Genomic DNA, 18,075 nt, shown 5'->3' on the forward strand with positions numbered 1-18,075 from the left:
AGCCCTCCACGTCCTCGCCGCCATACCACGCACCCTGCACGCTTGCCGGAAACAGGTGTTCATGCGTGCACAGCAGAGTCCAACGCCTAGACGGTCAATCAGAGGTTATCGGGCTGCGCCCGACCCCTTGTGATCTTGGCTGGAGGCAACGCAGTCTGTGACGTTGCCTGCAGAATCACAGGGGGTGCATGCGAGCATGACTCTCAGTCAAGACGCGATCGAGAAGTCGACGAAGCTGATCGAGTTCCTTGCAGAGGTGACCGCCGCAGTCGAGCGAGACCCAGTGTTCGACATCCTGGACGACCTCGACGCCCCGGATCCAGTCGTATGGCTCGACACTCTGCCGCAGGGCGTCCAGTGGGTGGCAAGCCCTGCCGATGATGTGATCATGCGGCTGCGCCCGCCCCGCCAGCTCGCAGAGCCGGCGCCACCGGAGTTGCTGCAGGGTTGGATTGACGTGGATTCACCCCGCGGCGCTGCTGGTCCTGCGCCACGTCTGCTGGACTCTGCCCCTCTAAGCGGCGATGACAGTCCCGGGGCGCCGCCCGGGCGGATCGTACGCGCCTTCAACGTTTGGGCTGAGCAGTGGCAGGCATGGTGCGACGAGACTCGACGCCTGCACGCTGTTCGGCATCTGTACGAGCAACTGGAACGCGCCGCCAAGATGATGGAGCAGCAGGACGACGAGTACGAGTTCGTCCTGGGGATTGGTTTGCTTCGGTGGATGGCTCCAGACGGCAGCCGTATTCGTCGCCACGTTGTGGCGGAGGGTGTGGTTGCTCGTTTAGACGGAGCGACGGCCGAGGTTTCGGTATCGACCGGCGCGGGACGCCGCAGGACCGAAGACCGGGAGATCCTTGGCGACCTTGAGCTGTTCCGGGGTGAGCGTGGACGGCATCACCGTCAGGAGATCACCGACGGAGATTTGCTATCAGTGGACCTGCTGCCTCCGATCGTGGATCTCCTCGAGGAATGCCTTGACACTCCGGTACACCGGGATGCCCGTCCTGTGGTGACGGACGATGAGTTGCCGGCCGTGCCGGTGGTCAGCTTGTCGCCGGCGCTGTTGGTGCGCCGACGTAGTCGGGTGCTCCTGGCCGAGGCTTATCAGCACATCCGTGATGCGCTGCGCCAACCTGACGCGCGGGTACCCGTCGCGCTTGCCCAACTCGTGGTGGACACGGAGCCAGAGCAACGTAACCGGTGGCTCAGGGATCAGGGCGCTGTCAGCGGCAACGTGCTTGGCAGCGACCCCCTGTTTCCGTTGCCGACGAACGATGAGCAGATGCATGTCATCGAGCTTCTTCGCTCCGAGACAGGGATTGTCGTACAGGGACCTCCCGGCACCGGCAAGACACACACGATCGCCAATCTGGTGTCGGCGCTCCTGGCTCGCGGGCAGCGGGTGCTTGTCACGAGCCAGAAGGATCAGGCGCTACGTGAGCTCCGCGAGAAGGTTCCAGCATCGCTGCGAGATCTGTGTGTATTGATGACCGACGGCAGGAACGCCGCGACTGAAGTTGGTCACGGCCTTGACGCCCTGTCGCAGTTGACCGCCTACTTCGATACGGAGAAGCAGACCAAACTGGTTGAGGCGCTTCGCGCCGAACGACATGAGCTGCAATCTCGATCCACCACCCTCAATGAGCGCATTCAACAGCTACGCGAGGTCGAATTCACCGCTCACGACCCGGTTGCTCCCTGGTTCAGCGGTGAGCTGTATCGGGGGTCGCTTGGTCAGATCGCGCGCCAAGTCAGGAGCAGCGCAGGACGGTTCGACTGGATAACGCCGACCGAAACCGGCCTGCCCGACAGACCACCCGTGACGGCCGCCGAAGCTGTCGAGCTGGTGCACCTGCTGCGGACGACGACCCCGGCTCGATGTGCTCGACTTGCTCAAGCGATCCCTGACCTATCAGACCTGCCCGTGCCGGCCGCACTCGCTGAGGCATTCGCCGCCGAACTCGACGCGGCGACCGCTGTTCGGCAACACACCACCGCGTGGGGGCCACGCTTGGCGGCTGCTGGCGATGACATGTTGAATGATCTGGATCTGCTTGGGCAGCGATTTACCGCGATCGTAGGGCGGCTGGGGTTGGACGAAGACCCGACGTCCTCGTCGGGCTGGGTGACACGTGCGATCGCGGATCACTTCTCGGGGCGAAGGCAGTCGTTATGGCGGCATCTGACCGAAGTCGCTGGCCGTGCCGAGCGCTTGCAGGCGAAGCTTCGGGCACACGCGTTAGGTGCGGAGGTGCGTTTCACGAACGCTCGCGAGCTGGACCTTGGGCAAGCCCGTCGCATGCTTACTGTGGGGCGCGAATTGCGCACTCATCTCACTGGAAGCCTTACCTGTCGCACGCTTCTAACCGTTCAATCGGCCCGCCTCAAGGCCACAACGCTGATCAACGGCGTGCGCGTAGATGGCCGACCGCCAACCACGCTGCCGCTGCTGGAGGCCGCGCTTGATCACCTTGAAGTACATATCGAAACGACTCAGCTCCTACGGTTATGGGCCGACGTCGGAGTCGATGTCACGGCCGGCAGCGTCACGGCGACGCTCTCCGAGCTGCAGGATTACTACCGCCTACTTCAGGATGTCCAACAGCTCACCGCCGTTTACACCACCATCCGCGACCGCCTGGAATCCGCCGGCCTACCGGCCAGGTTGCCAGCTATTGATGATGTCATTGCGATGACGTCGTCTACGGCAGCCGCCCGCCACCACATACGGCTCCAATCAGCCGAGGCTGCCATTGCAGGACACCGCGATACAGTCCGCAGGCACCTGATCCACGAGAATCCGTGCCCTGAGGGCGAACTTCTGATCGCCGCGATCGATCAGCGGTCCACGGATGCGTACCACCAAGGGGTCGCTGCGCTGGAGGCGGCACGTCAAGAGCGCGACGCCGAGCGGCACCGCGTCAGGCTCGCCCACCTGCTGGAGGGCGCGCATCCGCAGCTGCTTCGCCTGCTGCAGGACACCTGCCTCGATCTCCATTGGGAGGCCAGGATGCGGGAGTTGCCTGCCGCATGGGCGTGGTATCAAGCGGACTGTTTCGTACGCGGGCAGCGCACAGCTGGGGCGGAACAGCGGGTCAGGCGGGAGTACGACGACGTCGAGGTACGCCTCGCCCAGGTCACGGAGCAGCTTGTAGCGGCTGAAGCAGTCCGCGCGTTCGTCGAACGTATGACTGACGCCGACACGCGAGCCCTACGCAGCTTCCGCGGCTTCCGGCAGCAGATCGGAGCCGGCGGGGGGCGTAAGGTTCGCGAGCTGCGCCAGGCGGCACAGGCAGCGATGAGCAAAGCCCAGAACATCGTGCCCGCATGGGTGATCCCGCTGCCGAGCCTGCTTGAGAATCTGACCGTCAAGCGCAATGCGTTCGACGTGATCATCGTTGATGAGGCGAGTCAGGTCGGACTAGAACATCTGTTTCTCCTTTGGTTGGCCCCGCGGATCATCGTGGTGGGCGACGATCAGCAATGCACCCCGGCACCCAATCGGATGGGTAGAACTTTCGATGAGCATTTTCAGGCCCTTCGGGAGCATCTCGGCGACCTTGATATCGAGATTCGATACCACTTCACTCCCAAGTCACACCTATACGGCCTGCTCTCAGCACGATCTGGAAAAGACGCCGTCGTCCGCCTGCGCGAGCACTTCCGATGTATGCCGGAGATCATCAACTGGTCTAAGGATCAGTTCTATCGTGGCGCCAGTGAGATCATTCCGTTGCGCGAGCGCACAGCTTCCGATCTGGAACCCCTACGCGTCGTTCACGTCGAGGGCGCATACCGGGAGGGTAACGGGCAGACCGTGCGCAACCCTGTAGAGGCGAAACGCATTGTGTCGCGACTACTTGATTGCCTTAACGACTCGAAGTACTCGGGCAAGACGTTCGGCATCATCGTGCTGCACGGACACGGTCAAATCAGACTTCTTGAGCACGAGATCAACGCCGCCATCGCGCCGGAAGTTCGCGCAGCCCGCCAGATTCGCGTCGGTTCAGCGCCCAACTTTCAGGGAGCGGAGCGTGACATCATCTTCCTGTCCACAGTGGTCACTGTGGCGCCCCGCCGGATCGGCGAGAACCTCTACCGGAACTACAACGTCGCCGTCAGTCGCGCCCGCGATCAGCTCTGGCTGTTCACCTCCGTGTCGCCCAACGATTACAAACCCGACGACTTGCGCGCCTCACTGGTCAGCTACATGCTGAACCCACCGTCCGTGTACGGCCCATCGCCAGACCTCAAGAGCGTCAGCTCCGACCGCCACTGCCCCCCGTTCGAATCCTTGCTCGAACAACGGGTGTATCGAATCTTGAAACGCCGTGGATACCACGTCGTTCCCCAATTCAAAGTCGGGTCGCGTACCTTAGATCTCGTGGTCATCGGAAGCGGCGGCAGGCTCGCAGTGGAATGTGACGGCCATCGCTGGCACACCAGACCGACAGACGTCATCTCCGATGGACGTCGCGACCGCGAGCTATTCCGCATGGGCTGGGAAGTCATCCGCATACGCGAGAGTGAGTTTGAGCTTGACCCCGATAAGGAACTCGCAATCCTGTTCACCCGGCTCGCCGAACGCGAGATAGCCCCGCGGAGTGTGCAGGATGCGCCCACTAATACGTGGAAGCCGATTGAGCTGCCTTCCGAACTTGAGGAGGAACAGACCTCATGACAGGTTTGTCCGCAAACAACAGTAGGGACATCCATGTCGACCTTGACGACAACGTCCTCGATCGACTCGCAGACCTTATCTGCGGCGACGACAGCACCCCCTACTACCGTACCGGCCGACAGATCACCGCACTATTCACCGCCGCAGGCTGGCGCCGCGTGGGCGACGTCGACGGCGGCCGCCGCGAATGGGTCATCGGTACCTTGCGTCGCCGCCGCGACCCCGATGGGCTTCGCCGACTGCTGCTCCGCCTCGCCGATCCTCGCGAGTATCTCAACGACGACGAGGCTCGGCGGCATCTCGTCGACGACCTCAACGGGTTACTCGCCGTCGAGGGCTACCAGATCCACTACTCGTCGGGCCGACCGGAACTGGTTGCACAGGCTCCTACGATGGAACGACCTGCTAGGCAGATACCCCTGGAACTCACCGCGAGCCTCGGTAGCATACTGAGCGACCCAGACTTCGGTCGCCAACTCACGGCTCGGCTCAACGAAGCCCATCTCTGCTGGCAATCCGGCGCCTGCACCGCTGCCGTCATCCTGCTCGGGAGTCTGTTAGAGGGCGTCCTCTACGACGTGGCGCTCGCTCAACACTCGGAAGGCCAGCGCCCGACCGATCACCTCGAGTCGCTGATCGACTTGGCCGCCGAGAAACGGTGGATCGCTCAAGACGTCATCGACTACGCCCACGTGCTGCGTAACCACCGCAACCTGGTACACCCGAAGAAACAGATCAAGCAGCACTACTCCCCCGATGACGACACCGTCCGGATCGCCTGGAACGTGGTCGTAGCCGCGCTCAACGACCTCGAACAGCTGAATAAGAGCTCCTAACTCTTTGAGCTTTTAAGTGGGCGGGCAGAGAGCCATTTTCATCGTGGGTGGCGGGCGTCCTCGGCGGCTTGGAGCACGAGGATGGCCGCCACCCACAATGAGAATGGCTCACCGAGCACGCGGTCCTGCGCACCCTACCGACGCTGCAGGGTGGGTGATAGAGCGTCCACGTCTGCGCGGAATCCCGTTACCTCTCAACCGTCTCCCCATCACATGTGACCGCCGACCCGCATGCCGGTGGTGTCGCAACGGACTGCCGCCAGACCGCGTCTCCCGCACTCGGACGTCCGCTCAGCCGCACCAACCGTTCGCCCCGTTCGCCAAGATCACGTCGAGCGTCATTGAGAAACTCCAGTACAGCTCCTTCAAGGGGCTCCCGTAGACGTACCCAGCTCTCTACATACCCTCGTTCCGCCTCCAGCGTCAGCCGCCACATCGCCGCATCGATGTCGATGGCTCGTATCGCCACCGACGTCGGTGCGATCATGCTCACGACGGCCAGCGCCCGGTTCCAGTCCGACCAGTCAACCCTCGCCCGACCCGTATCAGACGGCTCTTCACTCAGCTTGCTGTACGCCTCGGCGTAGCACCTCACCAACTCCGCGTACGCCTGTAACCGGGAGTCCCTCGTCCAGTGCGTCCGTTGCGACCGGTGCGCCAGCCACCCGCCGGCCGTCCCGCCGGCCAGGGCAGCCGCAACACCGCCGAGAGTAGGCGCAAGGACATCCCACGGCACCGCCATACAACCATCCTCCAGCATAGCGACAACTGGACTGCGCCTTGCAGTCCTTGCGGCAGACCGTGCGCCCGCTGTTCGTAAGGAGACGTGACAGCTGATGGGATGACGTGCCCCGACTCGTGACGGTGAGCACTTGACTATTAGATCGCTGATGTCTCCTCCGCGCTGCTCACCACACGGTGTCCATAAAGGAGGCGACGATGATCTGGGTAGGAGATGACTGGGCCGAGGACCATCACGACATCGAGATCCTGGGCGAGGACGGCCGGCGGTTGACCAAGGCAAGGTTGCCGGAGGGGCTGGAAGGCATGCAGCGGCTACACGCGCTGATCGCCGAGCACATGCCCGCCGGTTGGGCAGACCTCGACCCGGCCGAGGCTGCCGGCAGGGTGGGGTTCGGGATCGAGACCGATCGCGGCACGTGGGTACAGGCGCTACTCACGGCCGGCTACCGGGTGTACGCGATCAACCCGATGTCCGTTGCCCGCTACCGTGAACGGCATTCGACATCCGGAGCAAAGTCCGACGCCGGTGACGCGCACGTCCTGGCGGAGATCGTGCGGCTGGACCACACCCATCACCGGCAGGCCGCTGGCCGTGTCCGGCGCCGATGTCGCCTTCCTCGACCAGCACCGGGAGGATGGACGGTACCGCTGGGACATTCGTCGAGCCCGCCACGACGGCGACGTCGTGGTTGAGAAGGAACGCGAGCAGCTGCTGCTGCCAGACGGCCGGCAACCGTCAGGTTGTGCGCGTGGAAAGGTCGGCCGTGACGAAATGCTCTGGCTTCAGGTCGACGGCGATCGCCGGCGCTGGTACCGCTACGAGATCGATGCTTAAGTCCATCACCCCTATGCATACGCCTGTCCGGGCATCACCCTGCGCGACCCTCGTCAAGTGAAGCTCGAAACACGATCTTGCCGGATAGCCAATCGCCGGCAGCGCACCAGTCCGACGCCTGGCGCGGGGGCGTCCTAATCTAGCCGCAATCCGGGCGCGCCGGCCGGATCTACTGGTAACCCAACGTAAGCTGCCGCGGAGGGAGGCCACTGCGTCCGCAGTCGCCGACGGAGCCGAAGTGGCAGACATCCCGGCCTGTCTCGCCCCTCAGCCAAGGGCACCCTCGCGACCGTCGGCCATCGGTAGGCGCGGTTCTCCCGTCGGAGCGCGCTCAGCGGCACCTGCCTGATTGTCACCTGCACCGGGGGCTGGTCACGGAGTTCGGCCAGCCGGGCGCGTATGGGTTCGGTTGGTGCTGGTGCGCCGCGGTGGGCGACGGTGACGTGCGGCCGGAATCCCCGCACGGGGCTCGCAGAGTTGGTCGCGCGAGGACCGGCGGCTGTGGGCTGAGAAGCGGCAACAGATCCATCTGGACACTATCGCCATCGCCCGCAGGCAGCTCGTGTAGCTGGAGGATGACCTCGGCCATCCGCAGTTGCTCGGGCGAGAGCTTTCCGCCGTTGCCCCCAAGCCTCAGGGGAGTGGAAGCGCGCGCCTGAGGTGCTGGACGGCTGGAAGCAGCGCCTGGCCGTGGCCGAGTTCTACGGCTCCGACGAGGTCCGGTCCGCCATCGCCAAGCTCGACGTTACGCTCGAGCTGCTTGAAAGGCCCGAAACCGAGGCGACGATGATGGTCGCCTACGTCGGTGCCCTGTACGCGGAGTGCGTCTCGCTGATGCGCCCCGACCCTGGCCTTCCTAACGGCGGCCGGGTCGATCTCGGCGAAAGCCGCACAGAAGTCATGCTTCACGTCCTGGACCTGTTCAAGCCGCCCGAGGCGGACGACCCGTTCAAGGATCTGCCTGAGCCGGGCGACGCGCTCAAGGATCTGCCGGGCTGACAGCGTCACGAACGTTCGTTCGATAGCCCTGGGCCAGGTGGAGTGGCGCAGCCGCTGGCACATCACGATCCGCTGGGACGGGGACGACAGCACCCGGCCTGCGTGACCGTCGTCGAGCGCGTCGTCGGCTCCCCTTCCGGCTCGACCGGCCCGCGCGGACCCGCATGTGGTCGCCTTCCGTACCGGGCTGCCCGCGAGCTAATCGGCGATGAGCCGTAGCAGTGCCGGCAGCGCGAACGGCTACCTGGCATGCCGATGCGGGACTGGTGGGCATGCCGGGCGGCGGACGCCTGGTCATCCGGTGCCGCGACTGCGGGGACGTCCGGTTGTGCCGGCGTTCGAATCGGGGTGCGGCGCCCGCGACCGCCGGGCCGGCCAGCGACCGGGCTATAGACTCGGCAGGGACTCGCGCAGCCCGCAGGAGGTGACGGCGTCCGTGAGCCTGTCGGTCGTGAGTGGACCAGTGGCCGCAACGTGAGCACTTATGGCTTGATCAAGGTAGGCCCGTACACGGTGGCGCGAATCGAGGAGGGCGAGAAGGCTCACCTACTGGCGATTCTGCGCGATGACGCCATGATTGAGCCGGACGATGATGACCTCGCTGAGATCGCCTATCGCATGCCCGGCCATCAGGTCACGGACCGGCTCAACGTGATCGGCGTCGATAAGGCCACCGTGTTCGACGCACTTCGGGACAGCGTCACCTTCACAAAAGGGTGGAACGCCGAGAACCCGAAGCACATGGAGCTGACGGACCCCCGCGGGACCAGGCGTGACCTCCTCGACCGCCTCGATGGTCCCACCTGGGTCGAGACGACTCGCGCTGCCGCGACGACCAGCGATTCCCACGGCCTGTGCAGGGACTACCAGACCGACATTGAATGGCTCCTGGGCCTGCTGGGCTCCCTGGACTACCGCTATGCGTTACGGCTCGGCCTGCTGGCGTTCCCCGACGAGCACGTAACGGTAACCCTCACCGACCGTGGTGAAGGATGGTTGGAAGAGCGATCGGAGACGGCAGCGTCCGATTCCCTGCAGGTCATGCAGTTGCTGGGTGCCACCTACTCGCCCACAGTCGTGCTCACCGAAGGCCGCACCGACGTCGAGTACCTCAATGCCGCGATGTCGATCCTGTACCCACACCTGACCGATTTGGTGCGTTTCTTAGACTTCGAGACGCGGCCGGAGGGGAGCGCGTCAGCGCTGGTGAAGTCGATCAAGTCATTCGCCGCAGCCGGGATCACCAACCGGGTTGTCGCCCTGTTCGACAACGACTCCGCGGCGGCCGACGCCAGACGGGGACTCGACAAGGTGCCGCTGCCGGAAAACATCGTCGTGGACCGCTACCCCGACCTCGACCTGGCCCGCCACTATCCCACCCTCGGCCCGCCCAGCAGCGATGCCCCGGAGGGCGTTCTCGCCGCCGCGAACGTCAACGGGCTCGCCGGCAGCATCGAGCTCTACCTCGGTCAGGACGTGCTGAACGACGCAAACGGTAACCTGCGCCCGGTGCAGTGGACGTCGTTCCTGACCGGCGTGCAGCGCTACCAAGGCGAGGTGACCGGCAAGGCGGCCGTCCAGCAGGCGTACCGGGACAAGGTCGCGGCGGCCCGACGCAACGGGGGCCGACCCCTGCGTGGCCAGGACTGGTCGGGGCTCCACCTGATCCTGCGCCAGATCATCCACGCGCACAACGAGACGACCTGAGCGCCGCCGGGCCGCCATGGGCAGCAGCGGCGGGGGACCACCGCTTCGCCCCTCGATGTGCACCAGTTCGGCCCACCCACAGAGCGTCCGCTCGGGCCTCTGGCATGATCCACTGATGCCCGCCGAGCCAGATCAAATCGCCTATCAGAGCACCACAGGGATGGTCCTCATCCCATCGGGGAACACGCGTTACTCGACGGGCATGGCTGTCTTCGACGACTCCGTCGCAGCGCTGCGCCGGTTCGTCCTCGACAGCCTGACCCGCGCCGACCGGATCGTCGAGGCACGTAACCGGCACGACGAGGTCGAGCTGCGGCTTCCGGTGTTACTAGGCCTCGTGCCCCGCCCGGACAACGCCTACAACCCGAAGGCGATCGGGGTGGTCGAGCCGTCCAGCAGCAGCGGCTCGGTCATCGATCGGCACCTGGGTTTCCTGTACAACAGCACCCTGCACTGGGTGGGCGAGAGCCTGCATCGGCTCGCTGCCGTCGCCGCGCCCCATCCCATCGGCTGCCATGGCTGGATCGAACTCCACCCCTTTGAGGATCAGGATTGGGAGGATGATGGCGAGGACTGGGAGCCCAGCCGGGACAGTCCCTTTACACGGGCGGAAATGCGCCGCATCGGCTACGACATCGGCCGTATCCGGCTGCATCTGCCAGACGCCGGCCCGCTGCACCTACTCGTCGACCAGTTCGAGGCGGCGACACCGCCGACGGTGGACCTCCCCGTCGAGGACCCCGTCCGCGCGGGCTTGATCGGAAAGTTCGGTCAAGTGCTCCGTGGTGCCTTGGCCACCAGGGTGGCGACGGGACGCTGGGGTGTCCCGACGGAGCGGAGCCGAAAGCACGAGCGGTGGGACGCCGAGGCTTCGGCGGACCTGCACACGTGGGCGGACTACCGGCGGGTCCCGCACCCGTACGAGGGCGTTCGCGCCGTCAGCCGATCCACCTGGGGCTTCGAGCGGGTCATCGTCACCGACCGGTCCGGCCTCGAGATCGGTCGCTATGAGTTGCCCGACGGCCCCCTCACGCTGATCGACGAGCGGGTCCGCCCGGACGCGATCGCAGCCCTGCGCGACCACGGCGTGGATGTTTCACTTCCCGACGGCTTCGCCGAGCTCGGCGAGTTCCCGGACGCGATCATCAGGACGGACCGGTTCCGCGACAATCCGACGGATCGGGAGCGGATCTGGTCCATCCGGTTGGTACGCGACGGAGTCGACCTCGACGAACTACCGGAAGCCGGCATGTACGACCCGGACTCCGACGTTCTGACGGTCTACGCCCGCCCCCATCTCGCCCCGCTGACCACCCTGCTCAAACGGCACGGCGTCCATCCCGCCGAGGCGCACTGGGCATCGGCGTCGACCACCACCATCGACCACAACCGGCGGGCTGCCGCCTTCCTGGCTGCGGAGATCGGGCCGTTTCGTCCGGTCGTCCGCGACAACTCGATCTACCAGCTGGGAGGCGGGCCCATCGTCGACGACCTGGCGGTCGTCCCGGCATCGTGCAACCTGACCGCGCGGGCCATCAACCTGGTACCGGTGCCACACCGGCCCTGGCTGAACGTACGCGTGGCGCACGAGCCCGCACGCGAGGTGGCCGCCTTCACGCTCGAGTTGCAGCGCAAGATCCTCGGCGAGCTGTTCCGCACCGACGACATCACCGACAGCACCTACCCGTGCCGGCTCTGCGGCACGGCGGCGCACAGTACCCGGTCCGGACTCGCCTACTGCTTCGGCTGCTGCAGCCTCGCCCGCCAGGGCGTCCTACGCGACAACGGTAGCGACGGACCATGGACCGACGCGACGATCTGGGCCCTACGCCGACTCGCTGAGATCGAGTTCTCCGGTCCACCGTCGAAGGAACAGCTCTCCCGCATCGCCCTGACCGACCCCCTCCTCGCCGACGAGGCGATGCTCTGCCGGTTCCTCATTCCCCGCACCCACTCCCTCACCGCCCGCCCAGGCCGCATGCAGCGCACCTGGACCGACTGGCTCAGAGTCTCAGGGCTGCTCGGCGACGCCTCCCGACCGGCGCGCGGCATCCTCTCCATCGCGGCGGACGGCCACCTGTGCCGGTCGATGTTCGAACGGCACATCGACGACTTCCTGCACCACCGCGGGATCGCACACGAGGTGGAACCGCACTACCCCCGGCACCACCTGCTGAACACGACTGGTTTGCGTGCCGACTGGCTACTGACCGACGGCACGTACGTCGAGGCCCTCGGCATGCTGGAGCAGGACGACTACGCCGCCAAGGTCCGACGCAAGATCGAGCTTGCCGATATCTCGGGGATTCGACTCGTCACGGTTCGGCCGTCAGACCTGACCCGCCTTCCCGAAATCTTCGCCGACTGGATCCGTCGGGTCTGTGGATCTAAAGGTGTTTCCGGCCTGACCTGCCGGGCGTTGTGCCTGGTGAGGAGGGTGCCGTGATGACCGCGACACTGAACGACCAGACCGGACGGAAGAAGCGGCCCGAGCCGTCGGCGGAGGCGAAAGCCGCCGCTGAGCTGGTTCGGGCCGCGAAGGAGCAGGGCTTGTCGTTGACGGGTCCGGACGGGCTGTTGAAGCAGTTGACCAAGACGGTCCTGGAGACCGCGTTGAACGAGGAGATGACGGAGCATCTCGGTTATGCCAAACACGAACCCGACGGCGCCGGCTCGGGCAACATCCGCAACGGCACTCGGTCGAAGACGGTGTTGACCGACGCGTCGGGACCGGTGCAGATCGACGTGCCGCGGGACCGGGCGGGCACGTTCACCCCGCAGATCGTGCGCAAGCGGCAGCGTCGCCTGTCGGGCGTCGATGAGGTGGTGTTGTCGTTGTATGCCAAGGGTTTGACCACCGGGGAGATCTCGGCGCACTTCACCGAGATTTACGGGGCTTCGGTGTCCAAGGAGACGATCTCGCGGATCACCGACAAGGTGATCGAGGAGATGACCGACTGGTCCCACCGGCCCCTGGACGAGATCTACGCGGCGGTGTTCATCGACGCCATCGTGGTGAAGGTGCGGGATGGGCAGGTGGCGAACAGGCCGTTCTATGCCGCGATCGGGGTCACCCTCGACGGGGACAAGGACATCCTCGGGTTGTGGGCCGGCTCGGGTGGTGAGGGCGCGAAGTTCTGGATGAGCGTGCTCACCGACCTGCGCAACCGGGGCGTGAAGGACGTGTTCTTCCTGGTCTGCGACGGGTTGAAGGGCCTGCCCGATGTCGTCACGAACGTGTGGCCGCAGACGATCGTGCAGACGTGCGTGATCCACCTGATCCGCAACACCTTCCGGCTCACCTCGCGGCGCTACTGGGATGAGCTGAAGCGCGATATCAAGCCGATCTACACCGCCGTCAACGCCACCGCCGCGAGGGCCGCGTTCGACGACCTGGCCGAGAAATGGGGCGGCCGGTATCCGGCGGTGATCCGGCTGTGGGACAACGCGTGGGCGGAGTTCATCCCGTTCCTCGACTACGACCTGGAGATCCGCACCGTCATCTGCTCGACCAACGCGATCGAATCGTTGAACGCCCGCTACCGGCGGGCGGTCAAGGCCCGCGGCCACTTCCCCAACGAGCAGGCCGCGTTGAAGTGTCTGTACCTGGTGACCCGATCCCTGGACCCCACCGGGGCAGGCAGAACCCGATGGACGATGCGCTGGAAACCCGCCCTGAACGCCTTCGCCATCACCTTCAGCGACCGCTTCCCAGCCGCTGAAACCTACTAACCAAGATCGCCGGAAACACCCTTAGCGAGACAGGCCCGATCCGTCCGGCGCGGTCCAGTAGTCGGTGATCTCGTCACCCTGCTGCCGCAGCATGTGTCGGCTTGGCGTCATACAAGCGAGTAGAGAGTCGACCCGCAGGTTCACCTGAGCGAGGCTGAGACGAGAAGGTAGTACTCGCGGTGCTCCAAGCAGGTGGCGGTTGGCGCGAGGTCCCCGACCTGACCGCCTGCGCGAGCCGTGAAGACGTTGAGCCGATCTTGGTAGGCATCCTTCAGCAGTGAGGCGTGATGACGCGGCTGCCGTCAGGTCGCCGATAGGTCGTCCATCGTCAGTGGATGGTCCGTCAGACCTGCGGCCTTGAGAGACAAGATCGCGGCGTCCACATCGGTGGCGTAGAGGACGACGGCGAGTTCGTTTCGTGCTCGTGAGACGCAGACATACAGGAGTCGCCGGCTCCGATCCACGGTGGTGTCCTTGCCGCTGGCCTTGTTACGACGATCGGTGTCGGAAAGCTCTGCGAGTCCGAGAAGCTTGTCGTAGGAGTGGGCTGGCAGTGTTCCTTCGGAGTCGTCGAGCAGGACAATGACGTTCGGAAATTCGGCGCCTTTGGTCCCATGTTGTGTGGAGTAGGGGGACTCGCGTCTGACGTATCGCAGGTAGCCGTCCAGCTCATCGACGTCGCACGCCATGAATGCGTCCAGAACTTCCCGGGTTTTCTCACCGAGCACCTGGTCGCTGTGCGTCCCGTCAGGGTCGAGGTAACGGGAGAGCAGCGGGACCGCTTCAATGAGTCCCTTCTGGTACGCGTGCCGCAGTACCTTTCCCACCGAGCTTGCACCAGCCTCGGCTACCAGCGTTTGGAGCTCCCGCACTGCTTCCCGTGCCATGGCGAGGCGCTGACGCGCGATTCCCGGTTCGGCGATGCCGTCTCGCAGCGTAGTGCTGTGCTTGCGCAGGATCCGCGGCGCTATGGTGGCATTCGTTGCCTCGCACAGTGGCAGGATGACGTTCACGAACGGTGCGATAGGCCAGGCTGTGCCTTCGTCGAAGCCAGCGGACAGCGCGGCTGGCGCTTTCGACTGGTGGAAGGCGGCGTATAGGCCAGCGAAGCCGAGTCGCCGAGCGGCGAGTTTATGCATGGCTACAAGGATCTTGGCGCCGCCGGGCGCATCACTGGTCCAGGCTTCATTGGATGTGCGATGCGCGAGCCACCGGCGGACGGTGTCCATGCTGGCGGCGCGGTCGGCATCTGTGGGCAGCACGAAGAAGTAGGCGTGTCCTTCCGGAGTCAGTTCGCCCGGCCGGCCCGGGATTTGCTGGTCTCCGTCGCCGGCGGCCCGGACACGGTTGACAACCTCGAGAACTTGCCGTGACGACCGAAAGTTCTCCGGTTTGTTGATCAGAGTCCAGTCGGGCTCCGCCGGGATTCGGCCTATGCCTGTGGCATAGATCTGCTGCATGGGGTCGCCGAAGAATCCCAGGAGGAAGTCACCCGAAACAGTCCGGTACAGGTGGATAAGACTCCTGACGACTTCTGTCTCCGTGTCCTGGCTCTCGTCGACAAAGATGATCGGGAACCGTGCGGCGACCACCTTCGCCAGAAGCGGATGGCTCATCAGCATGTGTGGCACCATCTTGAGGATGTCCGCGTGCCCGATCTGCCCCTTGCCGTAGTCAGGTCCGACGCCGTAGGTGAATCTGCGCACCGATCGTAGGCCGTCGCGCTGACGCTGGTAGCGGTCACGGTCCTGCTCCGCTGACTCGCGCTTGGCGGACGTCCTAGCCTTGTCGATCTTCTCGGCGGTCTCAGCAAGCTTGGCCGTGAGCTGGCCCTCAATCCAGGCGCCGATGTCGGACTGGAACGGTGCGACCAAATCCCACAGGAAACCGTGGATCGTGGAAACGTAGACGAGCGGATCGTCGTGAACGTCGTCGTGGATCTCGGCAGCAGCGACTTCCGTGTAGGTAATGCAGGCAACCTGCTGGGTGCGTGCACGTAGTTGCTCGCGGCGTTCGCTGGCGACATACGCCAGTGCCTTGACCAGGGAGGTCGTCTTTCCGGACCCTGCTCCGGCGTTTACTACAAACCCGCACTTACCGCGCTGGTCGAGAATCGCACGCAAGGCCCGGTCGGCGTCGGTGTCCCGGGCGTCGATGCGCCTGGTCATCCGCCCACCTCAGCTTCGATCTCAGTCAACCGTGAGGTGTTAGACGTCTCCATCGTAAGTTGATCACGCAACCATTCGAGGCCCTCTACGATGTAGCGCGGCCCCGTCCACTCTGCCGGGTTCGCGGTGATCAGCGCGAGGGCGAAGTTCGTCTTGTCGAGGTTCTTTACGCGTCGGTGGATCGCTTCGTGTAGCTGATCCAACGACATCGTTGCTGCCTTCCGCACGCACAGGCCGAGGTCTGCTTGTTTCGGGTCTTGGCACCAGGCCAGATTCTCCAGGGCGAAGGCCTCTTCAAAAGTACGGCCGGCTCGATCGTCGCGCTCGCCGTTCCACTCGACTGCCTGGCGCGTCTCGTACGCGACCCGAACGTGGCCGGAATTGCGGCCTGACGGCGGACACTTGTCCTTGTCGGGCAGGTCGAGGAGATCGGCGATCGGCCGGATGCCTGGGATCCACGTCGCCAGCGTCTCGTTGCTCGTGACGGCGTCGTCCTTCGTGGTCATACACGACGCCCGGCATTCCTGCCCGTCGGCATCGTCCGGCCCGCTCGCATCGAGTGTGGCAGCAGCATCGTCTGCTTTCGGTCCGTGGACGCTGTCGATGTCGGTGATGACCAGCGTCGGCAGACCGAGGAATTCGACGAGTTCCCGAAACTTGTGGGCGAAGGCCCCACCCACCTCCAGGATTGTCAGGTGGCACGACTGCAGCTCTGGTGCCGACTGCTGGATCATCAACGGAAGAAGCAGGCGCTCAACGTTCCCTTCGACCAGGACTGCAGCATCAGCGAAGAACAGGTCGCAGTGAGTGAGCTTCAGATACTGCCGGAGGAAGTGCCGCGTGGCTTCCTCCGCAGCGCCCCTGAACGTCATCAGGTCCCTGACGTCGGTGTGGTGAATGTTGCCGTCCAGACCGGTTCGTCTGAAGTAGCGGATCGGCTCGAACGACTTCTCGTAGATGACGTGCGCGGAGTGGGTAGTGACGACCATCTGTGTGGTGAAGGCCGGGTCGGCGTCGGGAAGGATTTCACGGATCTTCCGGATGAACACCTGCTGGAGCTGGGCGTGTAGGTGAGCTTCCGGCTCCTCGATGAACACCAGGTGGATCGGCGGGCGGTCGCCGTCTGCGTCGATCCACCGGTGATGGAAGTCCAAGACCTCGACGACCATGTAGATGAGGTTCTTGAAGCCGAGCCCGTTGTACTGATCAGGCAGTGTTCGCTCCGCTCCGCCGCCGGAGCCGTCGCCCGCAGGCAGCGCATAGTGAACCCGCGCTCCGCTAGTGAGGATGGTCTGCGCGTTAAATGATGCCTTCACCACCAGACGCGGATGCTGGAAGCCCGGGTAGCCGAGGTCGGAGAGCTTGTCGAGGGTCGACTCGAAGACTTCCGCGAAGTGCTGGTTAAGCCGAAGTTCCGAGTCCGCGATAGCGGCGACCGCCGCCAGGTCGGCCTCCCGCTGTTCGAGGTTTCGAGCATAAAAGCCGCTCAGCTTCCGAGAAAGATCCTCCGCCCGGCCACGACTCTCCCCATCAACCAGGTGGCGCTGGGCATTGAGGAAGTCTAGCCTGATCAGACCATCGAGTTTGCCGCCGAGCTTCCTCTCGCCACCGCTGACCCACGCCGGGCTATAGCCATCGATGAAATCAAAGTTCTCATCGCACTGGCTAGCGTCCAAGACCGCATAGGCGATCTCGTATTCACGTTGCAGCTCGCGCGTCAAGTAGTCGGTCAGTGAACGCGGCCACGGCTCATACGACGAGCCCTCCGCGCGACTGGCCGCCGTGATCTTGTTGCGACACTCCTCGAAGTTCTCGACCAGCTGCTTGCCGCTCCTGGGCCGGTAAGACAGCCGAACGCCAACCAGCTCCGAAGACCAGCTCAGATCGGGAAGAAAGTCGATCACCCGGTGCAGGTTGACATCGTCACCTTTCAGATCCAACCAGATGTCAAGCTCGATACGCGGGAGTTCCTCAGGATCGTCCGACGCGGTGTCAAAAGCATCGAACGAATCCCAGCAGTCAGCCGTGAAGTCGTAAAGCTGGAAACGGCCTTTGCCCTCGCCGAGGAACAGCCTGAAGACCTGCGCCGCAGACGTCTTTCCACTGTTGTTCGCTCCGACGAAGACCGTCGTCTCCGGGTCAAGATCGATCCCGACCTTGCGCAGCCGGCGGAAGTTCCTCACCCGGAAGGTCTTGATGTACAACACCGCTCCGCTCGGACAGGAGCGCGCCATGGAAGCGCGCGGGCCATCGAATGATAGACCCTCTTCGCGATCGGCGTTTCGCCAGATCAGCACTACCCGCTAAGATGAAAGTAGAAGATCGAGGTAGAGCACCAAAACCATCGATAACGATCGCAGCATTGCCGCG

At 64.4% G+C, this 18,075-nt stretch carries 10 protein-coding genes and 1 pseudogene; 8 read left to right on the plus strand and 3 right to left on the minus strand.

Annotated features, from left to right (window positions below):
- The first annotated feature begins 196 nt into the window (after nt 1-196).
- Complete coding sequence (locus ACN26Z_RS21220) at nt 197-4,684, plus strand: AAA domain-containing protein (RefSeq protein WP_421463088.1); 4,488 nt, start codon at nt 197-199, stop codon at nt 4,682-4,684.
- On the plus strand, nt 4,681-5,520 hold the full coding sequence (locus ACN26Z_RS21225; RefSeq protein ID WP_421463092.1) for a hypothetical protein: 840 nt from the start codon (nt 4,681-4,683) through the stop codon (nt 5,518-5,520). The genes ACN26Z_RS21220 and ACN26Z_RS21225 overlap by 4 nt, the downstream gene beginning before the upstream one ends.
- A 187-nt stretch (nt 5,521-5,707) precedes the next feature.
- Here the strand turns inward: ACN26Z_RS21225 and ACN26Z_RS21230 are convergent, their stop codons facing one another.
- Entirely contained in the window at nt 5,708-6,262 is a 555-nt protein-coding gene (locus ACN26Z_RS21230; protein WP_421463095.1) for a hypothetical protein, read from the minus strand.
- Nucleotides 6,263-6,459: 197 nt separating this feature from the next.
- On the opposite strand from ACN26Z_RS21230, the pseudogene ACN26Z_RS21235 reads away from it, so the two are divergent.
- The 6 genes and pseudogenes from ACN26Z_RS21235 to ACN26Z_RS21260 all read left to right on the plus strand — a co-directional run.
- A pseudogene (locus tag ACN26Z_RS21235) lies at nt 6,460-6,855 on the plus strand (IS110 family transposase); the annotation flags it as partial.
- Nucleotides 6,752-7,099 (plus strand): hypothetical protein, encoded by a 348-nt coding sequence (locus tag ACN26Z_RS21240; RefSeq protein ID WP_421464746.1) that lies wholly within the window; start codon nt 6,752-6,754, stop codon nt 7,097-7,099. The pseudogene ACN26Z_RS21235 and the gene ACN26Z_RS21240, both read left to right, overlap by 104 nt.
- A gap of 690 nt (nt 7,100-7,789) precedes the next feature.
- Nucleotides 7,790-8,098 (plus strand): hypothetical protein, encoded by a 309-nt coding sequence (locus ACN26Z_RS21245; RefSeq protein WP_421463097.1) that lies wholly within the window; start codon nt 7,790-7,792, stop codon nt 8,096-8,098.
- 513 nt (nt 8,099-8,611) lie between these two features.
- Nucleotides 8,612-9,805, plus strand: coding sequence for a hypothetical protein (locus tag ACN26Z_RS21250; RefSeq protein WP_421463099.1), 1,194 nt, complete (start codon nt 8,612-8,614; stop codon nt 9,803-9,805).
- 202 nt (nt 9,806-10,007) lie between these two features.
- Nucleotides 10,008-12,251, plus strand: a complete 2,244-nt coding sequence (locus ACN26Z_RS21255; RefSeq protein ID WP_421463101.1) for a hypothetical protein — start codon at nt 10,008-10,010, stop codon at nt 12,249-12,251.
- Complete coding sequence (locus tag ACN26Z_RS21260; protein WP_421460383.1) at nt 12,251-13,537, plus strand: IS256 family transposase; 1,287 nt, start codon at nt 12,251-12,253, stop codon at nt 13,535-13,537. The genes ACN26Z_RS21255 and ACN26Z_RS21260 overlap by 1 nt, the downstream gene beginning before the upstream one ends.
- Nucleotides 13,538-13,839: 302 nt before the next feature.
- Here the strand turns inward: ACN26Z_RS21260 and ACN26Z_RS21265 are convergent, their stop codons facing one another.
- Nucleotides 13,840-15,705, minus strand: coding sequence for a UvrD-helicase domain-containing protein (locus ACN26Z_RS21265; protein WP_421463103.1), 1,866 nt, complete (start codon nt 15,703-15,705; stop codon nt 13,840-13,842).
- Nucleotides 15,702-18,002: an ATP-dependent nuclease gene (locus ACN26Z_RS21270; protein ID WP_421463106.1), complete on the minus strand. Its 2,301-nt coding sequence runs from the start codon at nt 18,000-18,002 to the stop codon at nt 15,702-15,704. Before ACN26Z_RS21270 ends, ACN26Z_RS21265 begins: the two co-directional genes overlap by 4 nt.
- Between the last annotated feature and the right edge of the window lie 73 nt (nt 18,003-18,075).

The sequence above is a fragment of the Verrucosispora sp. WMMD703 genome, from assembly GCF_049178935.1.
Taxonomy (GTDB): Bacteria; Actinomycetota; Actinomycetes; order Mycobacteriales; family Micromonosporaceae; genus Micromonospora; species Micromonospora sediminimaris.

What these genes read in the sequence shown, in the direction of transcription:
- ACN26Z_RS21225 (WP_421463092.1), top strand. Translation starts at nt 4,681, where the DNA reads ATGACAGGTTTGTCCGCAAACAACAGTAGGGACATCCATGTCGACCTT.
- ACN26Z_RS21255 (WP_421463101.1), top strand. Translation starts at nt 10,008, where the DNA reads ATGGCTGTCTTCGACGACTCCGTCGCAGCGCTGCGCCGGTTCGTCCTC.
- ACN26Z_RS21260 (WP_421460383.1), top strand. Translation starts at nt 12,251, where the DNA reads ATGACCGCGACACTGAACGACCAGACCGGACGGAAGAAGCGGCCCGAG.
- ACN26Z_RS21230 (WP_421463095.1), bottom strand. Translation starts at nt 6,262, where the DNA reads ATGGCGGTGCCGTGGGATGTCCTTGCGCCTACTCTCGGCGGTGTTGCG.
- ACN26Z_RS21265 (WP_421463103.1), bottom strand. Translation starts at nt 15,705, where the DNA reads ATGACCAGGCGCATCGACGCCCGGGACACCGACGCCGACCGGGCCTTG.
- ACN26Z_RS21220 (WP_421463088.1), top strand. Translation starts at nt 197, where the DNA reads ATGACTCTCAGTCAAGACGCGATCGAGAAGTCGACGAAGCTGATCGAG.